The sequence below is a fragment of the Gordonia sp. NPDC003424 genome (genome assembly GCF_053588655.1).
Genome location: NZ_JBSFQJ010000006.1, coordinates 256,561 through 272,508 on the forward strand (window position 1 = coordinate 256,561; position 15,948 = coordinate 272,508).

13 protein-coding genes are annotated in these 15,948 nt (G+C 67.7%); 6 read left to right on the forward strand and 7 right to left on the reverse strand.

Annotated features, from left to right (window positions below; genetic code table 11):
• Positions 1-3 precede the first annotated feature (3 nt).
• Positions 4-1,758, forward strand: coding sequence for an FAD-dependent oxidoreductase (locus ACWDTI_RS11835; RefSeq protein WP_449738261.1), 1,755 nt, complete (start codon positions 4-6; stop codon positions 1,756-1,758).
• Here ACWDTI_RS11835 and ACWDTI_RS11840 read toward each other — a convergent pair.
• The 4 genes from ACWDTI_RS11840 to ACWDTI_RS11855 all read right to left on the reverse strand — a co-directional run bounded on the left by ACWDTI_RS11840 (position 1,734) and on the right by ACWDTI_RS11855 (position 5,785).
• Positions 1,734-2,858, reverse strand: coding sequence for an FAD-dependent oxidoreductase (locus ACWDTI_RS11840; protein ID WP_449738262.1), 1,125 nt, complete (start codon positions 2,856-2,858; stop codon positions 1,734-1,736). The genes ACWDTI_RS11835 and ACWDTI_RS11840 overlap by 25 nt on opposite strands.
• Positions 2,855-3,724, reverse strand: coding sequence for a DUF1295 domain-containing protein (locus tag ACWDTI_RS11845; protein WP_449738263.1), 870 nt, complete (start codon positions 3,722-3,724; stop codon positions 2,855-2,857). The genes ACWDTI_RS11840 and ACWDTI_RS11845 overlap by 4 nt, the downstream gene beginning before the upstream one ends.
• A gap of 5 nt (positions 3,725-3,729) precedes the next feature.
• Complete coding sequence (locus ACWDTI_RS11850) at positions 3,730-4,761, reverse strand: LLM class F420-dependent oxidoreductase (RefSeq protein WP_449738264.1); 1,032 nt, start codon at positions 4,759-4,761, stop codon at positions 3,730-3,732.
• Between the two features lie 67 nt (positions 4,762-4,828).
• Complete coding sequence (locus ACWDTI_RS11855) at positions 4,829-5,785, reverse strand: helix-turn-helix domain-containing protein (protein ID WP_449738265.1); 957 nt, start codon at positions 5,783-5,785, stop codon at positions 4,829-4,831.
• Positions 5,786-6,055: 270 nt separating this feature from the next.
• On the opposite strand from ACWDTI_RS11855, the gene ACWDTI_RS11860 reads away from it, so the two are divergent.
• The 5 genes from ACWDTI_RS11860 (at position 6,056) to ACWDTI_RS11880 (ending at position 10,692) form a co-directional block, all read left to right on the forward strand.
• Positions 6,056-6,808, forward strand: coding sequence for an alpha/beta fold hydrolase (locus ACWDTI_RS11860; RefSeq protein WP_449738317.1), 753 nt, complete (start codon positions 6,056-6,058; stop codon positions 6,806-6,808).
• A 2-nt stretch (positions 6,809-6,810) separates the two neighbouring features.
• Positions 6,811-7,752 carry an AraC-like ligand-binding domain-containing protein gene (locus ACWDTI_RS11865; protein WP_449738266.1) on the forward strand — a complete coding sequence of 314 codons (942 nt, stop codon included), beginning with the start codon at positions 6,811-6,813 and terminating at the stop codon, positions 7,750-7,752.
• Between the two features lie 110 nt (positions 7,753-7,862).
• Positions 7,863-8,822: a helix-turn-helix domain-containing protein gene (locus tag ACWDTI_RS11870; protein WP_449738267.1), complete on the forward strand. Its 960-nt coding sequence runs from the start codon at positions 7,863-7,865 to the stop codon at positions 8,820-8,822.
• Positions 8,823-8,824: 2 nt separating this feature from the next.
• The gene (locus ACWDTI_RS11875) at positions 8,825-9,649 is read left to right on the forward strand and encodes a helix-turn-helix domain-containing protein (RefSeq protein WP_449738268.1); all 825 of its coding nucleotides are present in this window, start codon (positions 8,825-8,827) and stop codon (positions 9,647-9,649) included.
• Between the two features lie 218 nt (positions 9,650-9,867).
• Positions 9,868-10,692: an alpha/beta hydrolase gene (locus tag ACWDTI_RS11880; RefSeq protein ID WP_449738269.1), complete on the forward strand. Its 825-nt coding sequence runs from the start codon at positions 9,868-9,870 to the stop codon at positions 10,690-10,692.
• On the opposite strand, the gene ACWDTI_RS11885 is transcribed toward ACWDTI_RS11880, so the two are convergent.
• From ACWDTI_RS11885 to ACWDTI_RS11895, 3 genes are read right to left on the reverse strand one after another with little or no spacing between them, the layout of a single operon-like run.
• Positions 10,678-11,781 carry an NAD(P)/FAD-dependent oxidoreductase gene (locus ACWDTI_RS11885; protein ID WP_449738318.1) on the reverse strand — a complete coding sequence of 368 codons (1,104 nt, stop codon included), beginning with the start codon at positions 11,779-11,781 and terminating at the stop codon, positions 10,678-10,680. The genes ACWDTI_RS11880 and ACWDTI_RS11885 overlap by 15 nt on opposite strands.
• Before the next feature lie 8 nt (positions 11,782-11,789).
• Complete coding sequence (locus ACWDTI_RS11890) at positions 11,790-12,380, reverse strand: TetR/AcrR family transcriptional regulator (RefSeq protein ID WP_449738270.1); 591 nt, start codon at positions 12,378-12,380, stop codon at positions 11,790-11,792.
• Positions 12,377-15,634: a carboxyl transferase domain-containing protein gene (locus tag ACWDTI_RS11895; RefSeq protein WP_449738271.1), complete on the reverse strand. Its 3,258-nt coding sequence runs from the start codon at positions 15,632-15,634 to the stop codon at positions 12,377-12,379. The genes ACWDTI_RS11890 and ACWDTI_RS11895 overlap by 4 nt, the downstream gene beginning before the upstream one ends.
• Between the last annotated feature and the right edge of the window lie 314 nt (positions 15,635-15,948).

The window sequence follows — 15,948 nt, forward strand, 5'->3', positions numbered from 1 at the left end:
TCCATGACCTCCCCGAGTACGGCGACCGATCCGACACCGAGTGCCGCGCCCGCGATCGTCGTCGTCGCCGCCGGCCAGGCCGACGTCCTGGCGACGCAGTTCGAGCGCTACCGCCGCGATTACGACGTGTCGTTCGCGTCGTCGGCCATCGAGGCGATCACCCTGCTGGGTCGGCTGCGTGGCGAGAACCGGCCGGTCGCGTTGATCCTCGCCGAATCCGAGCTCCCCGACATGGGTGTGCTGGAGGCACTCTCGACCTTCCGCAGCATCGTGCCCACCGCCCGACGGATCGTCGGCATCACATGGCAGAACTTCGCCGACCACACCGTGACGCTGCGGCCCGCCCTGCAGAAGGGCAAGTTCGACACCTTCCTGCTCATCCCACGCGGCCCCCGCGACGAGGAATTCCATTACGCGATCACCGAATTGCTGTCCGACTGGGGTGCCACCGTCGCGGTACCCGAGATCGAGGTGGTGCGCATCATCAGCCCGGCACTGACCCCGCTCACCATGTCGATCCGCGACCTCCTGGATCGAATGGGCTTGCCGTACCGCACATTTGCGCCCGACAGTCCACAGGGCAGACTTGCCGCCGAGCGGTTCACCGGCGGCGCGGACGGCCCGGCCGGCACCGGACCGCTGCCCGACGACGTGCCCTATCCGCTCGTGCACTCGTTGAAGGGACCGGCCGATCTGGTCATCGCCCCCGCGGAGGCGCGCGAGGTGGCGGTGATGATCTTCGGCCGCCCCGACGAGGTGGAGGTCGACTCGACCGTCGACCTCGCGGTGGTCGGCGCCGGCCCGGCCGGACTCGCCGCCGCCGTGTACGCGGCGTCGGAGGGGTTGTCCACCGTGGTGCTGGAATCCGAGGCCATCGGCGGGCAGGCCGGCACCAGCTCCATGATCCGCAACTATCTCGGTTTTCCGCGCGGCATCTCGGGCATGCGACTCGCCCAGCGGGCGCGCACCCAGGCGGTGCGCTTCGGCGCACGGTTCTTCACCGGATGGCCGGCCGAAAATCTGGTCGCCGAGGGTGAAGGCCCGTTCCGGATCGTCACCGGCGGTGGCGACGTGCATGCCCGGTCCGTCCTCATCAGCACGGGCGTCGCCTACCGGCGGCTCGGTGTGGCCGCGCTCGAGGATCTCGTCGGTGTGGGCGTGTATTACGGGGCGGCGATGAGCGCCGCCCGGGAGATGGAGGGGCAGGACGTCATCGTCGTCGGCGGCGGCAACTCTGCCGGACAGGCGGCCATCCACCTCGCCCGCTGTGCGCGGTCGGTCACCATCGCGGTGCGGCGCCCCGATCTCTCGGCCACCATGTCGCAGTATCTGATCGGCGAGATCGCGTTCAACCCACGCATCACCGTGCACGGGTGTTCCGAGGTCGTCGACGGCGGTGGTGACGGTCGGCTCGAGTGGGTGACCCTGTGCGACACCCGGACCCGCGTCGAGGAACGGCGCAACATCGGTGGACTGTTCCTGCTTCTGGGCGCACAGCCGCACTGCGACTGGTTACCCGACGACGTCGCGCGCGACGCCAACGGATATGTGTGCACCGGCCGCGAGGTGCCGCGGGAACTGTGGCCCGACGACGTCCCGCCGGCCGATCTGGCCACCAGTGTGCCCGGACTGTTCGCGGCCGGCGATATCCGCGGCGGATCGATGAAACGGGTCGCGTCGGCGAGCGGCGAGGGCGCGAGTGTGGTTCCGCTCGTGAACAATTGGCTGGAGTCTCAGCGCCCGCGGATGCCGCGATAGATACCCCGGCGGACGATGCCCGGCTGCAGCACCGAGTCGATGGACCAGGCCGGGAACCGGAACGGACGACCGTTCGGCGCGAACACCTCGAGGCCGTCGTGCTGTACGCCGATCACCGAACCCCACCGACGACGCCGAGCGTGGTAGCGACGCAACGGTTTACCGGCGACCATCGCTCGGATGTTGTGGGCGAGCAGCCGATCCGCCCGATTGCGTGCCGAGTTGCGCAGCGCATCGGTGGCCGCGACATCACCGACGGCGAAGATGTCGTCGCATCCGGCGACGCGCAGATCGCCGGTCACCCGGACGAATCCGCATTCGTCGAGGAGGTCGGCGGGCAGCCACTCGGTGTTCGGGCGGACCGCGCCGATGGCCCAGACGATCGCGTCCGCGGTGGTCGGTGGCTGCCCCGTGGCCCATTCGACGCGGCCGGACGTGATCTGTTGCGGCGCACCCTGATCCGGAACCCGAGCCCGATGGCCGGGGTGCGCGACGACGCCGAGCCGCTGCAGTCGGCGGCCGATGTGCGGCCAGACCCGCGGATGATGCTGGGGGAGTGGGCGATCGCCGGGAAAATAGAGATCGACCCGCTTCCCGGGCCATCGCGCGGCGACATTGGCGGCGGCACTGACGGCCGCGGCACCACCACCGACGACCGCGACGGAACCGGCGCGCGCCAGCGTGTGGTGGACGTCGGCGAGGTCTGCGTCGACCTGGTCGGCGGTCTGCACCGCGGGCACCCGCCAGAACCCGTTGCGGACTCCGGTGGACACGACGAGGATGTCGTAGCCCTCACGCACGCTCCTGCCGCCGGACAGCTCGACACCGACGGTGCGCTCGCCACGATCGAGTCCCGTCAGGGTGCCGTGCACGATGCGCACGCGGTCGAGTCCGCGGAATCGGTCGAACGCGATCCAGTAGTCCCTGGCCCAGTCGTCCGGCCGGGCGATGCGGGTGCCGACCTCCTGTCCGCTCACCAGGCCCGGCTTCACCGACACCCCGACCACGTCGACGTGCGGTGCCAGATGGATGGCGGTCAGGATGCCGGTGTCGCCGAGCCCGCCGATGAGAACCCTTGGCCGTGGCCGGATCCGGGTCATCGACCGACGGGGGTGCGTCGCGGCGGCCGCGGCACGAACCGCGGCACCCGATCGATCACGGACTGATAGTCCGGTCGTCGCTGCAGGCTGCGCTGCTCCATCATCGGGATGCTCGCACCTTCGAACATGGCCAGCATGGCGAGGCAGCCGAGGAACAACCACCAGGCGTCCGACGGCGACGCCGCGACTCCGAACAGGGCGAGTGCGAACCAGAATCCGAACTCGCCGAAGTAGTTCGGATGCCGCGACCACGACCACAGTCCACGATCCATCGCCTGTCCGGGTCGACGGTCACGCGCGAAGCGTTGCATCTGCAGGTCGGCGACGGACTCCAGCGTGATCGCGCCGAGTCCCGCCAGAAATGCGACGGCCACCAGCCACCCGGGTCCGACGGGCGTTGTCGTGACAGCGACGTAGACGGGCAGCATGGCGAGGAACACCTGTAGGGTCGGGATCAGGTGGATCGCGAAAAGATCTGCGGCCCAAGCCCATCGGCCGGCATCGTCGCGGATCATCGCGTAGCGCCAGTCCTCGTGGTGCAGGCCGGGAAACGAGCGCACCCAGTTCGCCGTCAGGCGGATCGCCCAGACGAACACGACCACCGCCAGGGCCCACGTCCGCAGGTCCCCGACACCCAGATCTCCGTGCCACCACCAATAGCAGAGCAGCAGCGGGGGAATGACACTCCAATAGGCGTCGTAGAAGCTGGAATTCGCGTATCGGTGACTGAACGCGAAGATCACCAGCGTGGCCAGGACATCGGCGATCAGCGTGTCGAGCCAGAGTCGACCCGTGTCGGGGCCGGCCAACAGCCACGCCGACCCGACCGCGACCGCAATGACGTAGGCGAGGATGATCTTCGACATCGGCGTCAGATCAGCGCCGCGAGCCGGTTGATCTCCTCGACGCTGCCCGGCGACACCAGCATGGTGGTGACACCGGCGGCTTCCCACACCTTGATCTGGGTACGGACGTGGTCGGCGTCGCCGACGATCGCCGAATCCTCCACCACCTCATCGGGAATGATGTGCGCGGCCTCGTCCTTGCGGTTGCTGCGGAACAGCGCCGTGACCTCGTCGACGATCTCCCCGTAACCCATCCGCCGGTAGACCTCGGCGTGGAAGTTGGTGTCCTCGCTGCCCATACCGCCCATGTACAGCGCCAGGAACGGCTTGATCGCCTCGAACGTCGCCGCCCGGTCGTCGGTGATGACGATCTGTGCGGTGGCACAGATCTCGAAGTCGTCGCGGGTGCGACGGGCACCGGCCCGGGCGAATCCCTCGTCGAGCCAGGCGTTGTAGGTGTCGGCCATCCGTGGCGTGTAGAACAGCGGGAGCCACCCGTCGGCGATCTCCGCGGCGAGCGCGATGTTCTTGGGTCCCTCCGCGCCGAGCATCACCGGGATGTCCGCGCGCAGCGGATGCGTGATGGGCTTGAGGGGCTTGCCCAGTCCGGTGGTGCCCTCCCCGGACAGCGGGAGCCGATAGTGCGGACCCGGACTCGTCACCGGCGCCTCACGCGCCCACACCTGCCGCATGATGTCGATGTACTCGCGGGTACGGCCGAGGGGCTTGGCGAACCTCTGCCCGTACCAGCCCTCCACGACCTGGGGCCCGGAGACACCGAGGCCGACGATGTGCCGGCCTCCGGACAGGTGATCGAGCGTCAGCGCCGCCATCGCGCACGCGGTGGGGGTGCGCGCGGAGAGCTGCAGCACCGAGGTACCCAGCCGGACCCGTTGCGTGGCCGAACCCCACCAGGCGAGCGGGGTATAGGCGTCGGAACCCCAGGCCTCGGCGGTGAAGATGCTGTCGAATCCGGCGGCCTCCGCGGCGGAGACCAGCTCCGCGTGGTTCGTCGCCGGCTGAGCACCCCAATATCCAAGCTGTAGACCGAGTTTCATCTCTCTCCTGACGCCGTGCGTGCGGTGGTGAGGCCACCGGCCTGATCTCACCCTAACCAAGCGCTTGTCAGGGCTTGCCGTCTCCGGTGGCATTGCGCCAGGCTCGTGGACTCATCCCGTACATCACGCGAAACCGCTTGGAGAAATGCGACGGGTTCGTGAACCCCCAGTTGCGGGCGATCACCGCGACCGGGAGATGCCGCGTCTCGGGTCGAACGAGGTCGGCGCGTGCTCCTTCCAGTCGGCCGGCGACGATCCACTGCTCCACGCTCACTCCGGCGTCGGCGAACACTCGAAACAGTTTGCGGACCGAGATCCCGTGGGCGGACGCGATCGACTGAGGTGAGAGCGCCGGGTCGGCAAGGTGGGCACGAATGTGGGCACGAAGCCGGGGGAGCAGAACCTCGGCCATCATCCCGCGGGCGTAGTGCACGTCGTAGGCCGACGCGAGCAATGCGCGGGAGAGTTCGATGCTGGTGTCGCCGAGCTGTCCGGCGACCGGCGAGGCGGACAGCCGATCGGCCTGCCGGGTGAGGTCACTGATGTGGTCCACCATCAGATCGTGGATCGGGCTGGCCCGCAGCCGCGATGCCGCCTCGCGCACCACCTCAGCCGGAAGGCCCAGCGCATCGATCGGTACGAACAGGCAGTACGGCGTCCCGTGGCCGTCGAGTTGGTAGGTGTAGGGGGCGTTGTGATCGGTGACCATCAGTGCTCCCGGAGGAACCAGGCGCTGGTCACCGTTCTGCTCCTGACGTCCGATGCAGTTGTCGTGCAGCGCGATTCCGAGTTGCCGGCCGGGGTTCGCCTTGATCTGGCGGATCGTGCGCTGCAGGCGGAAGCCGGTCATGTCGGCCTGGAAGACGGCCGCTGCGCCGTAGTCCCAGACTTCCATCCGGGACCTGACGGCGGCATCGGGGTGCAGGATGACTGTCGACGGCACCGACTGCTCCTGCATCGCGCACACGGTGGCCTCGATGCGGTCGGCGACCGGCAGTTGTTCGGTGTCGAAGACTACGGCCATGGTGCGTCGAGTGAACACCCCAGCGTGTTCCGGACGCCTCCTGCATGCATGCACAGAACATCTTCGTGCATACCCAGCAAGTCGGGCGTGGCGTCCTCAGCACACATCCGTGCGGTCAGAACCAGATCCGCGGCCCATCAGGAACCTAAAGTGATGGCATCGATTCTCGAGAAAGGGCTTGCGATGTCATTCTCTTCCTCTGTTTTCCGACGCGCATCCACGCGAGTGGCGGTCGCGTTCTCGTTGATCGCCGTGGTGTTGGGGCTGTCGATGCCGCCGGCGTCGGCGGCGGAACCCAAGCCCACCATCGTGTTGGTCCACGGTGCGTTCGCCGACTCGTCGGGGTGGCACGACGTGGCTGCCAACCTGCGCGCTGCGGGCTATCCGGTCGTCCTGTTCGACAATCCGTTGCGTTCGCCCGCCTACGATTCCGGACAACTGGAGAAGAAGTTGGCAACGATCGCGGGGCCCATCGTGCTCGTCGGTCACTCCTACGGCGGCTTCGTCATCACCAACACGCACGACCCCGATGTCCGAGCCAATGTGTACATCGCCGCCTTCGCACCTGCGAGTGGCGAGTTCGTCCAGGGCCTGTTGAACCCGATCACCTACCCCGGTAGCCGGTTAGTGCCGCCCGCACTTCAACTGACCGTCGTCGAGGGCGACCCCACCGGCATCAATCGACGCAACATCGACGGCTACATCGCGCGACCGTATTTCCGCGAGACGTTCGTCCAAGACGTCACACCGGCTGTTGCTGCCGACATGTTCGCCCATCAGAAGTCGGCCGCCCTCCGCGCGAACCTCGAGCTGTCCGGTTCACCATCGTGGGCGAAGGTGCCGAGCTGGTATCTGGTCTCGCAGCAGGACCGGGTGATACCACCTGCGCTGCAGCGCTTCATGGCATCGCGCGCCGCACCCGGCCGGACGTCGGAGGTCAATGCCTCCCACGCATCGCTCGTATCGCGCCCGGACGCCGTGACGCGGACGGTGCTGCGCGCCGCGGTCGCGGCCCAGGGTTGACGTTGGTTGTCGTCTTCGACAGCCTCGACCACGCGCCATCCGATCGCGCCGACGTCGCGCGCACGGTCGTCCAGGAGCACTCTGCGCCGTCGACGGTGTCGTTCGTTCGGACCGCTCGGATGGCGGCGCTCATGGAGTCGTGGGCGATTGGTGACGCGAGCCTGTTTTGTGCGTCGATGACCGGTAACCGATTGCACCGCAACGCGCGTGATATCCGGCGCGGCCCCGCCGGCACCATCGGCGTCGCCGTTCAGGCATTCGGCGTGGGTCGGTTCGAACAACACGGCCGCCGGCAGGTGGTCCGTCCCGGCGACTTGATGGTCGTCGACCTCGATGCGCCATACGATTTCGGTTGGGCCGGGTGGGGCCGGTCGCGCTGCCTGCATGTGCCGACGACGATGCTCGGCCTCACGCACGCGCAGATCAGATCCGCCGCACCACTCATCGCCGACAATCCGCTGTACGCCATCGTTCGGCGCCACGTCGACGACCTGTGCGTCGGTCGCGATGCCGAGGTCCCGACGAGCGCCGCACATTCGCTCGGCGTGGCATCGGTCACGTTGATCCGGACACTGCTGACGGTCGCGGGCTCGCGGTCTCGGGAGGTCAGGGATCCCGACGCACTGCTGCGGAAGATCGACCGATACGTCGGCGCCAATCTCGCCGACCCTGGATTGTCCTGCGACACAATCGCTCTCTACGTCGGCATGGCCGGTCACGAGCTGTTGCGGATCACCGGCGAGGCGGGCGTCGACCTGCCGCGCTGGATCGAGGCCAAGCGCCTGTCGGCCGCTCGTGACGCGCTGCGGACGTCGGCGACCGGCCCTGACCCGGTGTTCGCACAGGCCCATGGTTTCACCGATCTGGCCTCATTCGCCCGCGCCTTCACGCACTCGTACGGAATCGGTCCACGCGGCTGGTGGGAGATCCGGAATGAACGCTGATCCTTCCCGGTGGACGTGCCGATGCCTGCCGAAATCGGACAATTCACGATAATCTTGCAGGTCAAGGCCATGCTCCGGTACACGATCGGTGCTGCTGCCCAGGGAGAGACATGGCGATCGTGTACCGGTCGGCGGACGTCGCGGAAGGTGATCGTGGCGAGGTCACCCGTGCCGCCTTTCTGGAGCAGTCGTGGCCGACCACGGTCGAACTCGACGAGCCGACCACCGCGGACTCGATCATCGAAGTCTTCCCCTACGGTCGCGCCAGCATATTTCGCGCACAGCTGACCGGGGTGCATCTCGAACGGTCCGCAAGGCAGGTGCGGTCGAGTCCGGCAGATGTCCTGGCCATCGCGGTCCAGGAGCGCAGCGTCGGCCGTCACGAGATGTATGGCGAACAGCGGATGGTGCGCAGTGGCGACCTGATGGTCAATGACATGAACTCGCCGTACGTGTACGCGTGGTCGGGACGCGGGAGCTCACGCGCGCTCTACGTTCCGTTGGCCGACCTTGACCTCGCCCCGGACGTGATCCGGGTGGCGTCGAGCCGACTCATGGCGAGTCCGGTGTATCCGATGTTGCGCACCCACATCCACGAGATGACCGATGGGGGAGACCAGGCCACGGCAGAACCCGTCGTCGCAGAAGCCATCGGGGACACAGCGATCGACCTGGCGCGCGCATTGCTGGCGTCGGCTTACGATGCCGACTTCGGGCGAGGCGCGCTGGCCGACGTCCTGCTGCCGCGCATCCGGGGATACATCCGGCGTCACCTCGGAGATCCCGACCTCACTCCGGTCACCATTGCCGAGGCTCACGACATCTCACTGCGCAAGTTGTTTCGGCTCTGCGCCGACGCGGATTTCAGCCTGGAGCAGTGGATCATCGCCGCCCGCCTCGAGGGTATCCGCGACGAGCTGGCACGACCGGAGAGCTCCAGCCGCTCGGTGGTCCAGATCGCCCGTAGTTGGGGTATGACCAACGCGTCGTTCATGAGTCGACGCTTCCGGGAAACGTACGGACTGACACCGCGTGTGTGGCGCCGGTTGTCGCTCGACGCGGACGGCTGATCGTGGTGCGTCCAGCGCCCGCGGTGGGCACCTGGTCGATGGGCGATGATGTGTGGCTGACCACCGCCCAGCACCGCGGGGTCGCGATCCGGCAACCGGTCGACCGTTCACGAGATTGCCAGGAGCGTCGTCTCATCGCGGCGGCGAGCGACGACGGCACCTGGACCTTGCGCCGGGCCGGTCAGTCGACTCATTCGGGTGATCTCCTTGTGGTGGACGCGTCGCAGCCATTCGATCTCCGTGCGCTCGATGCGGGAAGCATTGTGGCAGTGAACCTTCCGCACGCACGTCTGACCTTGCCGATCGAGTCCATCCGGTGCGGCATCGACAATCTCAGTGCATCGAATCCGTTGGTGCCGTTCGTCTGTAACCATCTCATCCATCTGGGTCGCATTGCGCGCCAAGAGCCGACGATCCTCGAAGACCTCACCTCGTCGACGGTGGCACTGCTGCGGGCGTTGCTCCTGACGGCGGCGGGGGACAATGATCGATCGCCGTCGGACGAACTCGTCGCGCGAGTGCAGGCGTACATCGACGACCATCTCACAGACAGCGCGTTGTCGGCCGAGTCGATAGCCGCCGAGTTCCACATCTCGACGCGAAAGTTGTACGCCGAGTGGCCGATCGAGAATGGTCACCTCATGGATTTCATCATCCGGCGGCGCCTCGACCGGGCCCGCGACACGCTGATCACCCGGCGGCACCTCACCATCCCCGCGGTCGCGTCGGCGCACGGCTTCAGCGATTCCACGCACTTCGCCAAGCGGTTCCGGGCAGCGTTCGGTGTCACGCCGACGCAGTGGCGTCGCGACAACCCGGACACCTGAATCCTCGTCGCGGAGTGGCGACGCGCCGACATCGTGGATACAGAATCGTGCGCGCACAACCAGTTCGGACGATGTTCGAGGAGCTACGGTTGTCCGGGGTTGCTCCTGTCGGCGCCCACCCGATCACCGGCCCACCCCGATCAGCCGATCAGCCGATCAGCCGCCCACCGACCAACGCCCACCCGAGCGCCGCGCGGCGTTCGCGAACGGAGACCATCATGACCAGCGCCCCCGACACCATCGTCCTCGTACACGGGCTGTGGGTGACGCCGCGGTCATGGGAACACTGGGTGCCGTATTACCAGGACAAGGGGTACCGGGTGATCGCCCCCGCCTACCCCGGCTTCGACATCGAGGTCGAAGCGCTTCGCGAGAACCCCGAGGTGATCGCCCGTCTCACCGTCCCGGAGACGGTCGACCATCTCAGCAGCATCATCGAATCGGTGCCGACACCACCGATCATCATGGGGCATTCGTTCGGTGGCATCTTGACCCAATTGCTGCTTGATCGTGGACTCGGTGCCGCGGCGGTGGTGATCGACTCGGCGCCTACCGAAGGTGTGCGTACGCAACCGTTGTCGCAGGTCAGGTCCCTCCTGCCGATCCTGAAAAGCTGGTCCAACCGTCACAAGGCGGCGGGGTTCACGCCGAAGCAGTGGCACTACGCATTCACCAACACCCTCGACGACGCCGAGTCGCAGGCCGTGTACGACCGTTACGCGATCGCCGCGCCCGGTTCGTGGGTATGGAACTACGGTGTGCTCGCGAATCTGACGCCCGGCCATCAGGAGACGTGGGTCGACTACACCCGCGCCGAGCGTGCACCATTGCTCTTCATCGCCGGGGGTGCAGATCACATCATGCCGCCCGCGGTGAACAAGTCGAACGCCCGCAAGTACCGGAAGTCAGTGGCGATCACCGAGTTCCACGAGTTTCCAGGTCGTTCTCATTGGACGTGCGGTGAACCGGGCTGGCAGAAGGTCGCCGATCATGCCCTGGAATGGGCGGTGGCCCAGGCTGGTCCAACGCTAGACCGCGAGTAGTTGGCCGACACCCGCCGCGAGTGCCAGACATGATGTGAGGCCTGGCGATTCGATGCCGAACAGGTTGATCACCCCGGCCACGCCGTGCTGCGCCGGGCCCGAGATCACGAAATCGCCGGCCGGCCCGCCCGGCCCGGACACCTTGGGCCGGATGCCCGCGTAGTCCGGGTGCAGCGAGTCGTCGTGCAGGCCGGGCCAATAGCGGCGGATCGCCGCGTAGAAGCCGTCGGCGCGGGTCGGGTCGACCGTGTAGTCGACCTCGTCGATCCACTCGACGTCGGGCCCGAACCGCGCCGCGCCGCCCAGATCGAGGGTCAGATGCACCCCGAGGCCACCGTCGACGGGCACCGGATAGATGAGCCGGGTGAACGGGACGGTGCCGGACGAGAGCGCGTAGTAGTTGCCCTTCGCGAGATACCGCGGTGGGACGTGCTGCGCCGGGAATCCGTCGAGGCTGCGTGCCACGTCCCACGCGCCGAGTCCGGCGCAGTTCACCAGCGTGCGACAGGCCACCGATCCGGAATCGGCGATGTCGACGACGACGGTCCCATCGTCGGCGACCCGTCCACCCGTGACCGAGTTGTGCAGCGCCACCACCGCTCCGCTCTCCTCGGCGTCGCGCCGCAGTGCCCGCATCAGTGCGTGCGAGTCGATGATGCCCGTCGACGGCGACAGCAACGCGCCGACCGCATGCAGCGCCGGCTCGAGGTCGTGTAACTCGTCGGCGCCCACCAGTCGGAGGTCGGTGGCGCCGTTCGCGTGGGCCTTGTCCCTGATGCCGGCCAGCTTCGGCAGCTGATCGTCGTCGGTGGCGACGATGAGTTTGCCGGTCCGCCTGTGCGGCACATCGTGGTCGGCGCAGTAGCGGTACAACCGTTCGCGCCCGGCGACGCAGGCGCGCGCCTTGAGGCTGCCCTGCGGGTAGTAGATGCCGGCATGGATGACCTCGGAGTTGCGCGAACTCGTCTGAGTGCCGACCGCATCCTCGGATTCGACGACGATCACCTCGTGGCCCGATCGGGCCAGCTCCCGGGCCACGGCGAGGCCGACCACGCCGGCCCCGACGACGATGCTGTCCACGATCTCCATCGACATGCTCACTCCATTCCCGCCAACCGCCAGTACGCCGCGACCAGGGCGTCGGTCAGTTCGGTCCGCCGGTCGGGTTGCGCGACAACCAGTTCGGCGAACCGAATCGTCATCCCGGTGACGATCTCGGCCAGGATCGCCGGCGCGACGGGTGGATCGGCGGCACCCGCACGCATCAGTCGCTCGACATAACGGGTGTGCCGCCGGTTGGCGCGGTCGTAGATCTCGTTCTGCAGTGCGCGGATCGACGGATCCGCCAGGGCCTGATGTGCGATCACCGTGATGATCGGCTGGTGGCGGACGTAGGCATCGAGGCTCTCGGCCAGCGTGCCGCGGAGTGTGTCCCGCGGTGTGGTGACATCCGCCCGCTCCTGCAGGTCGAGGAGCTCGTGCCGAACCCGTTGTGCCAGAGCGCTGAACACTTCGTCCTTCGACGCGTAGTACGCGTACATGGTCGGACGCGTGACGCCGGCCTCCGCGGCGAGCGCAGCCATCGTCGTGCCCGCGTACCCGGCGCGGCAGAAGACGCGTTCGGCGGCGTCGAGCAGCAGATCTCGCTTGTCGTCGACCGGCAGGCTCCGATGACCGATGGCGTTCATCGCACCGGATGCGTGCCGTGGTTGCTCACGCCGTGGTTGCTCACGCCGTGGTTGCTCATACCGTGATTTGCGAGGCCGTGATTCGCGAGACACTGAACGATCACGTCGCGTGTCTCGGCCGGGTCGATCACCGCGTCGATCTCGAACACGCTGGCCACGTTGAGTGCCTTGCCGCGTTCGTAGTACACGGCGACGAGTTCGTCGTAGCGCTGCTGGCGCGCGACGGGGTCGTCGATCGCCTCGAGCTGATCACGGAACCCGAGCCGCACCGCCCCCTCGAGTCCCATGCCACCGAACTCGCCGGTCGGCCACGACACGGTGGCCAGCGGCACATGCAGGTCGCCGGCCGCCATCGCCATCGCCCCGAGTCCGTAGGCCTTGCGCAGCACCACCATGACCACCGGCACCTCCAGGTTGGCTCCGGCCCGGAACATGTCGCTGAAGCGGCGTACCGTCGCGGTGCGCTCCGCATCCGGGCCCACCATGAATCCCGGTGTATCGCACAGCGATACAACAGGCAGCCGATACGCATCGCACATCTCGAAGAACCGCACCGCCTTGTCGGCGGCGTCGCCGTCGACGGCGCCACCGAGATGCTGCGGATTGTTGGCGATCACCCCGACCGGTGTCCCGTCGATCCGGGCCAACGCCGTGACGATCCCGGCACCGAAGCCGGCGCGCAGTTCCAGTACCGACCCGGTGTCGAAGAGGGCGTCGATGACCGGCCGGATCGCATACGCGCGCAACCGGTTCTCCGGCACCAGATGTCGCAGTTCCCGCTGATCGGCGGCGGTGATCTCGGCGTCGTCGGGCTCGGCCCCGAGATAGGACAGGAGGCGGCGCGCATCGGCGATCGCGGCGGCGTCGTCGGCGACGAGCCGGTCGACGACACCGTTGGCCCACTGCACATCCATCGGACCGACGTCGCCGGGGGCGACACTGCCCAACCCGCCGCCCTCGATCATCGCCGGGCCACCCATCCCGAGGCTCGAACCCTCGGTCGCGATGATCACGTCGCAACTTCCCGCGAGCGCCGCGTTGCCGGCAAAGCAGTATCCGGACACGATGGCCACCGTCGGCACGGTGCCGCTCAATCGCGCCATCAGCCGGAACGTCGCGACGTCGAGCTGCGCCACCGCCGAGGTGTCCGTGTCTCCCGGCCGGCCGCCGCCACCCTCGGCGAACAGCACCAGCGGAAGATGTTGGCGGTGAGCCAGTTCCAGCAGGCGGTCGGTCTTCTTGTGATTGTGCAGTCCCTGAGTGCCGGCGAGCACGGTGTAGTCGTAGGCCAACACCGCAACCGGCAGGCCACCGACCCGCCCGGTGCCGGTCAGCAGTCCGTCGGCGGGAGTGCGCACGATGAGGTCGTTCACGTCGCGGCGTTGCCGTTGTGCGGCGATGGTCAGCGCGCCGTACTCGACGAAGCTGCCCGGATCGAGCAGCGCCGCAAGCCCTTCCCGGGCGGTCATCCGGCCCTTCGCGTGCCGCTTCTCGACGACCTCGGGCCGACCCTCGTCCAGCGTGTTGTGCCGTCGGGTGAACAACTCGTCGAGCTCGGGCCGGATGCGGTCGAGATCGCGATCGTCGGCGCTGTCATCCCCGGCATGGGCGGCGTCGTTCTCGACGACGAAGATCAGCGGATCGCCAGGCTCCACCGACTCGCCGACCGCCACCGCCACCGCGGCAACCGAACCCGTTGCGGGACTGGAGACGACGTGCTCCATCTTCATCGATTCGACGATCACCACGTCGGTGCGCGGGCCGACGATGTCACCGGGGGAGACCGGCACGGCCACGACGACTCCCCGGAGCGGGCTGGGCACGGGCACCGAGCCGGGGGGACCCTCGGATACCACCCGGGCGTCGGCGGTCGCCGAATCATCCTTGGGCACAGGCGGTGTCGTATCGGTGACGGCCAGTTCGGCGATGTGCGCGTCGACGAACGTCGTGTCCAGACGACCCTCGGCCAACGCGGGCAGCCGCAGGATCGATTGCAGCAGAGAGATGTTGACCGGCACGCCCGCGACGTCGAACTCGCCCAGCGCGCGGTCGGCATGTGCCGCCACCGAGGCATGATCGGAACCGGTGACGATCACCTTGGCCAGTAGCGAGTCGTAGCGAGGTCCGATCTCGTAGCCGACATAGCCGTGGGTGTCGACGCGCACCCCACGTCCGGTCGGCGGCGTGAAGCGTTCCAGCCGACCGACTCCCGGCGCGATGTCGCCCAGGGGAGAGACGGTCTCGGTGTTGACCCGCGACTGGATGGCGACGCCGCGCGATTCGGGGGTCGCCGTCAGTGCGAGGTCGTGCAGCGTGGCGCCCGCGGCGATCCGTATCCCGACCTGCACGAGATCGATGCCGGTGACCTCCTCGGTGACGGTGTGCTCCACCTGGATTCGTGGGTTGCATTCGAGGAACACGAAATCGCTGCCGGTTACCAGGAACTCGACGGTCGCCAGTCCCCGGTAGCCGGCGGTGAGTTGCCGTGCCGCCGCGAACAGCCGGGCACGCAGCGCGTCGTCGAGTCCCGGGGCCGGCGCCATCTCGACCAGTTTCTGGCGGCGTCGTTGCGCCGAGCAGTCGCGCTCGCCGAGCGCGGTCACGGTCTGCCCGTCGCCGACGATCTGCACCTCGATGTGCCGCGCATCGGCGATCACCTCCTCGACGTACACCGAGCCGTTACCGAAGGCGGCGCGGGCTTCCGACGCGCACCGCTCCAGCGCGGCTGTCAGGTCCTCCGGTGTGGACACCAATCGCATCCCGCGTCCGCCGCCGCCGGCAACCGCCTTGACCATCACCGCCGCGCCATCCCCGAGCCCTTGCCAGAACTCCTGTGCCACAGCCAGTTCGGTGGGTGCAGTGGTCGCGGCGCTGACCGGGATCCCGAGATCGACGGCTCGATCACGGGCCGCGGTCTTGTCACCGAACAACTCCAGATGCTCCGGAGACGGCCCCACGAAGGTGATGCCGGCATCGGCGCAGGCACGCGCCAACGCCGGATTCTCGGACAGGAAACCGTAGCCCGGGTGGATCATCGTGGCACCGGTGTTCTGCGCCGCCTTGATGATCTGTTCGATGTCGAGATAACCGGCCGCGCCGGCACCGTCGAGCACGACGGCCTCGCCGGCCCGCGCGACGTGGGCGCACGACGCGTCGTCTGCCGGGTGCACGGCCACCGTCGGAATCCCCATCGTCGCCGCCGTCGCCAGAATGCGCACGGCGATCTCGCCGCGATTGGCCACCAGCAGTTTCATCGACGTTCCTCCTCGTTCCCACGACTCCAGCGAACTTTACATCAGTGTCAAGTATCGGTCCAGGGTCGGGCGTCGGCAACGGGGTGCCGCGCATGTGCTGGTTGAGTTGCCTGTTCGCTGGCTGAGCCGATGCGGAGCGCCAGCGGAGTCAGCCCTTTCGCTGGTTGAGCCGATGCGGAGCGCCAGCGGAGCATCGAGTCGAAACCCTCGCAAGATAACCACCCGACTCCCAGCGACGTACATCCTCATCGATACGAAAGCTGGCACTCCACGGCGACGTCGGGCACCATCGACCAGAACGGCCCTTGCAGGAA

Excerpts from the sequence above, each read along its gene's own strand:
- ACWDTI_RS11835 (WP_449738261.1), top strand. The coding sequence starts at position 4 with ATGACCTCCCCGAGTACGGCGACCGATCCGACACCGAGTGCCGCGCCC.
- ACWDTI_RS11840 (WP_449738262.1), bottom strand. The coding sequence starts at position 2,858 with ATGACCCGGATCCGGCCACGGCCAAGGGTTCTCATCGGCGGGCTCGGC.
- ACWDTI_RS11845 (WP_449738263.1), bottom strand. The coding sequence starts at position 3,724 with ATGTCGAAGATCATCCTCGCCTACGTCATTGCGGTCGCGGTCGGGTCG.
- ACWDTI_RS11850 (WP_449738264.1), bottom strand. The coding sequence starts at position 4,761 with ATGAAACTCGGTCTACAGCTTGGATATTGGGGTGCTCAGCCGGCGACG.
- ACWDTI_RS11855 (WP_449738265.1), bottom strand. The coding sequence starts at position 5,785 with ATGGCCGTAGTCTTCGACACCGAACAACTGCCGGTCGCCGACCGCATC.
- ACWDTI_RS11860 (WP_449738317.1), top strand. The coding sequence starts at position 6,056 with ATGCCGCCGGCGTCGGCGGCGGAACCCAAGCCCACCATCGTGTTGGTC.
- ACWDTI_RS11870 (WP_449738267.1), top strand. The coding sequence starts at position 7,863 with ATGGCGATCGTGTACCGGTCGGCGGACGTCGCGGAAGGTGATCGTGGC.
- ACWDTI_RS11880 (WP_449738269.1), top strand. The coding sequence starts at position 9,868 with ATGACCAGCGCCCCCGACACCATCGTCCTCGTACACGGGCTGTGGGTG.
- ACWDTI_RS11885 (WP_449738318.1), bottom strand. The coding sequence starts at position 11,781 with ATGGAGATCGTGGACAGCATCGTCGTCGGGGCCGGCGTGGTCGGCCTC.
- ACWDTI_RS11890 (WP_449738270.1), bottom strand. The coding sequence starts at position 12,380 with ATGAACGCCATCGGTCATCGGAGCCTGCCGGTCGACGACAAGCGAGAT.
- ACWDTI_RS11895 (WP_449738271.1), bottom strand. The coding sequence starts at position 15,634 with ATGAAACTGCTGGTGGCCAATCGCGGCGAGATCGCCGTGCGCATTCTG.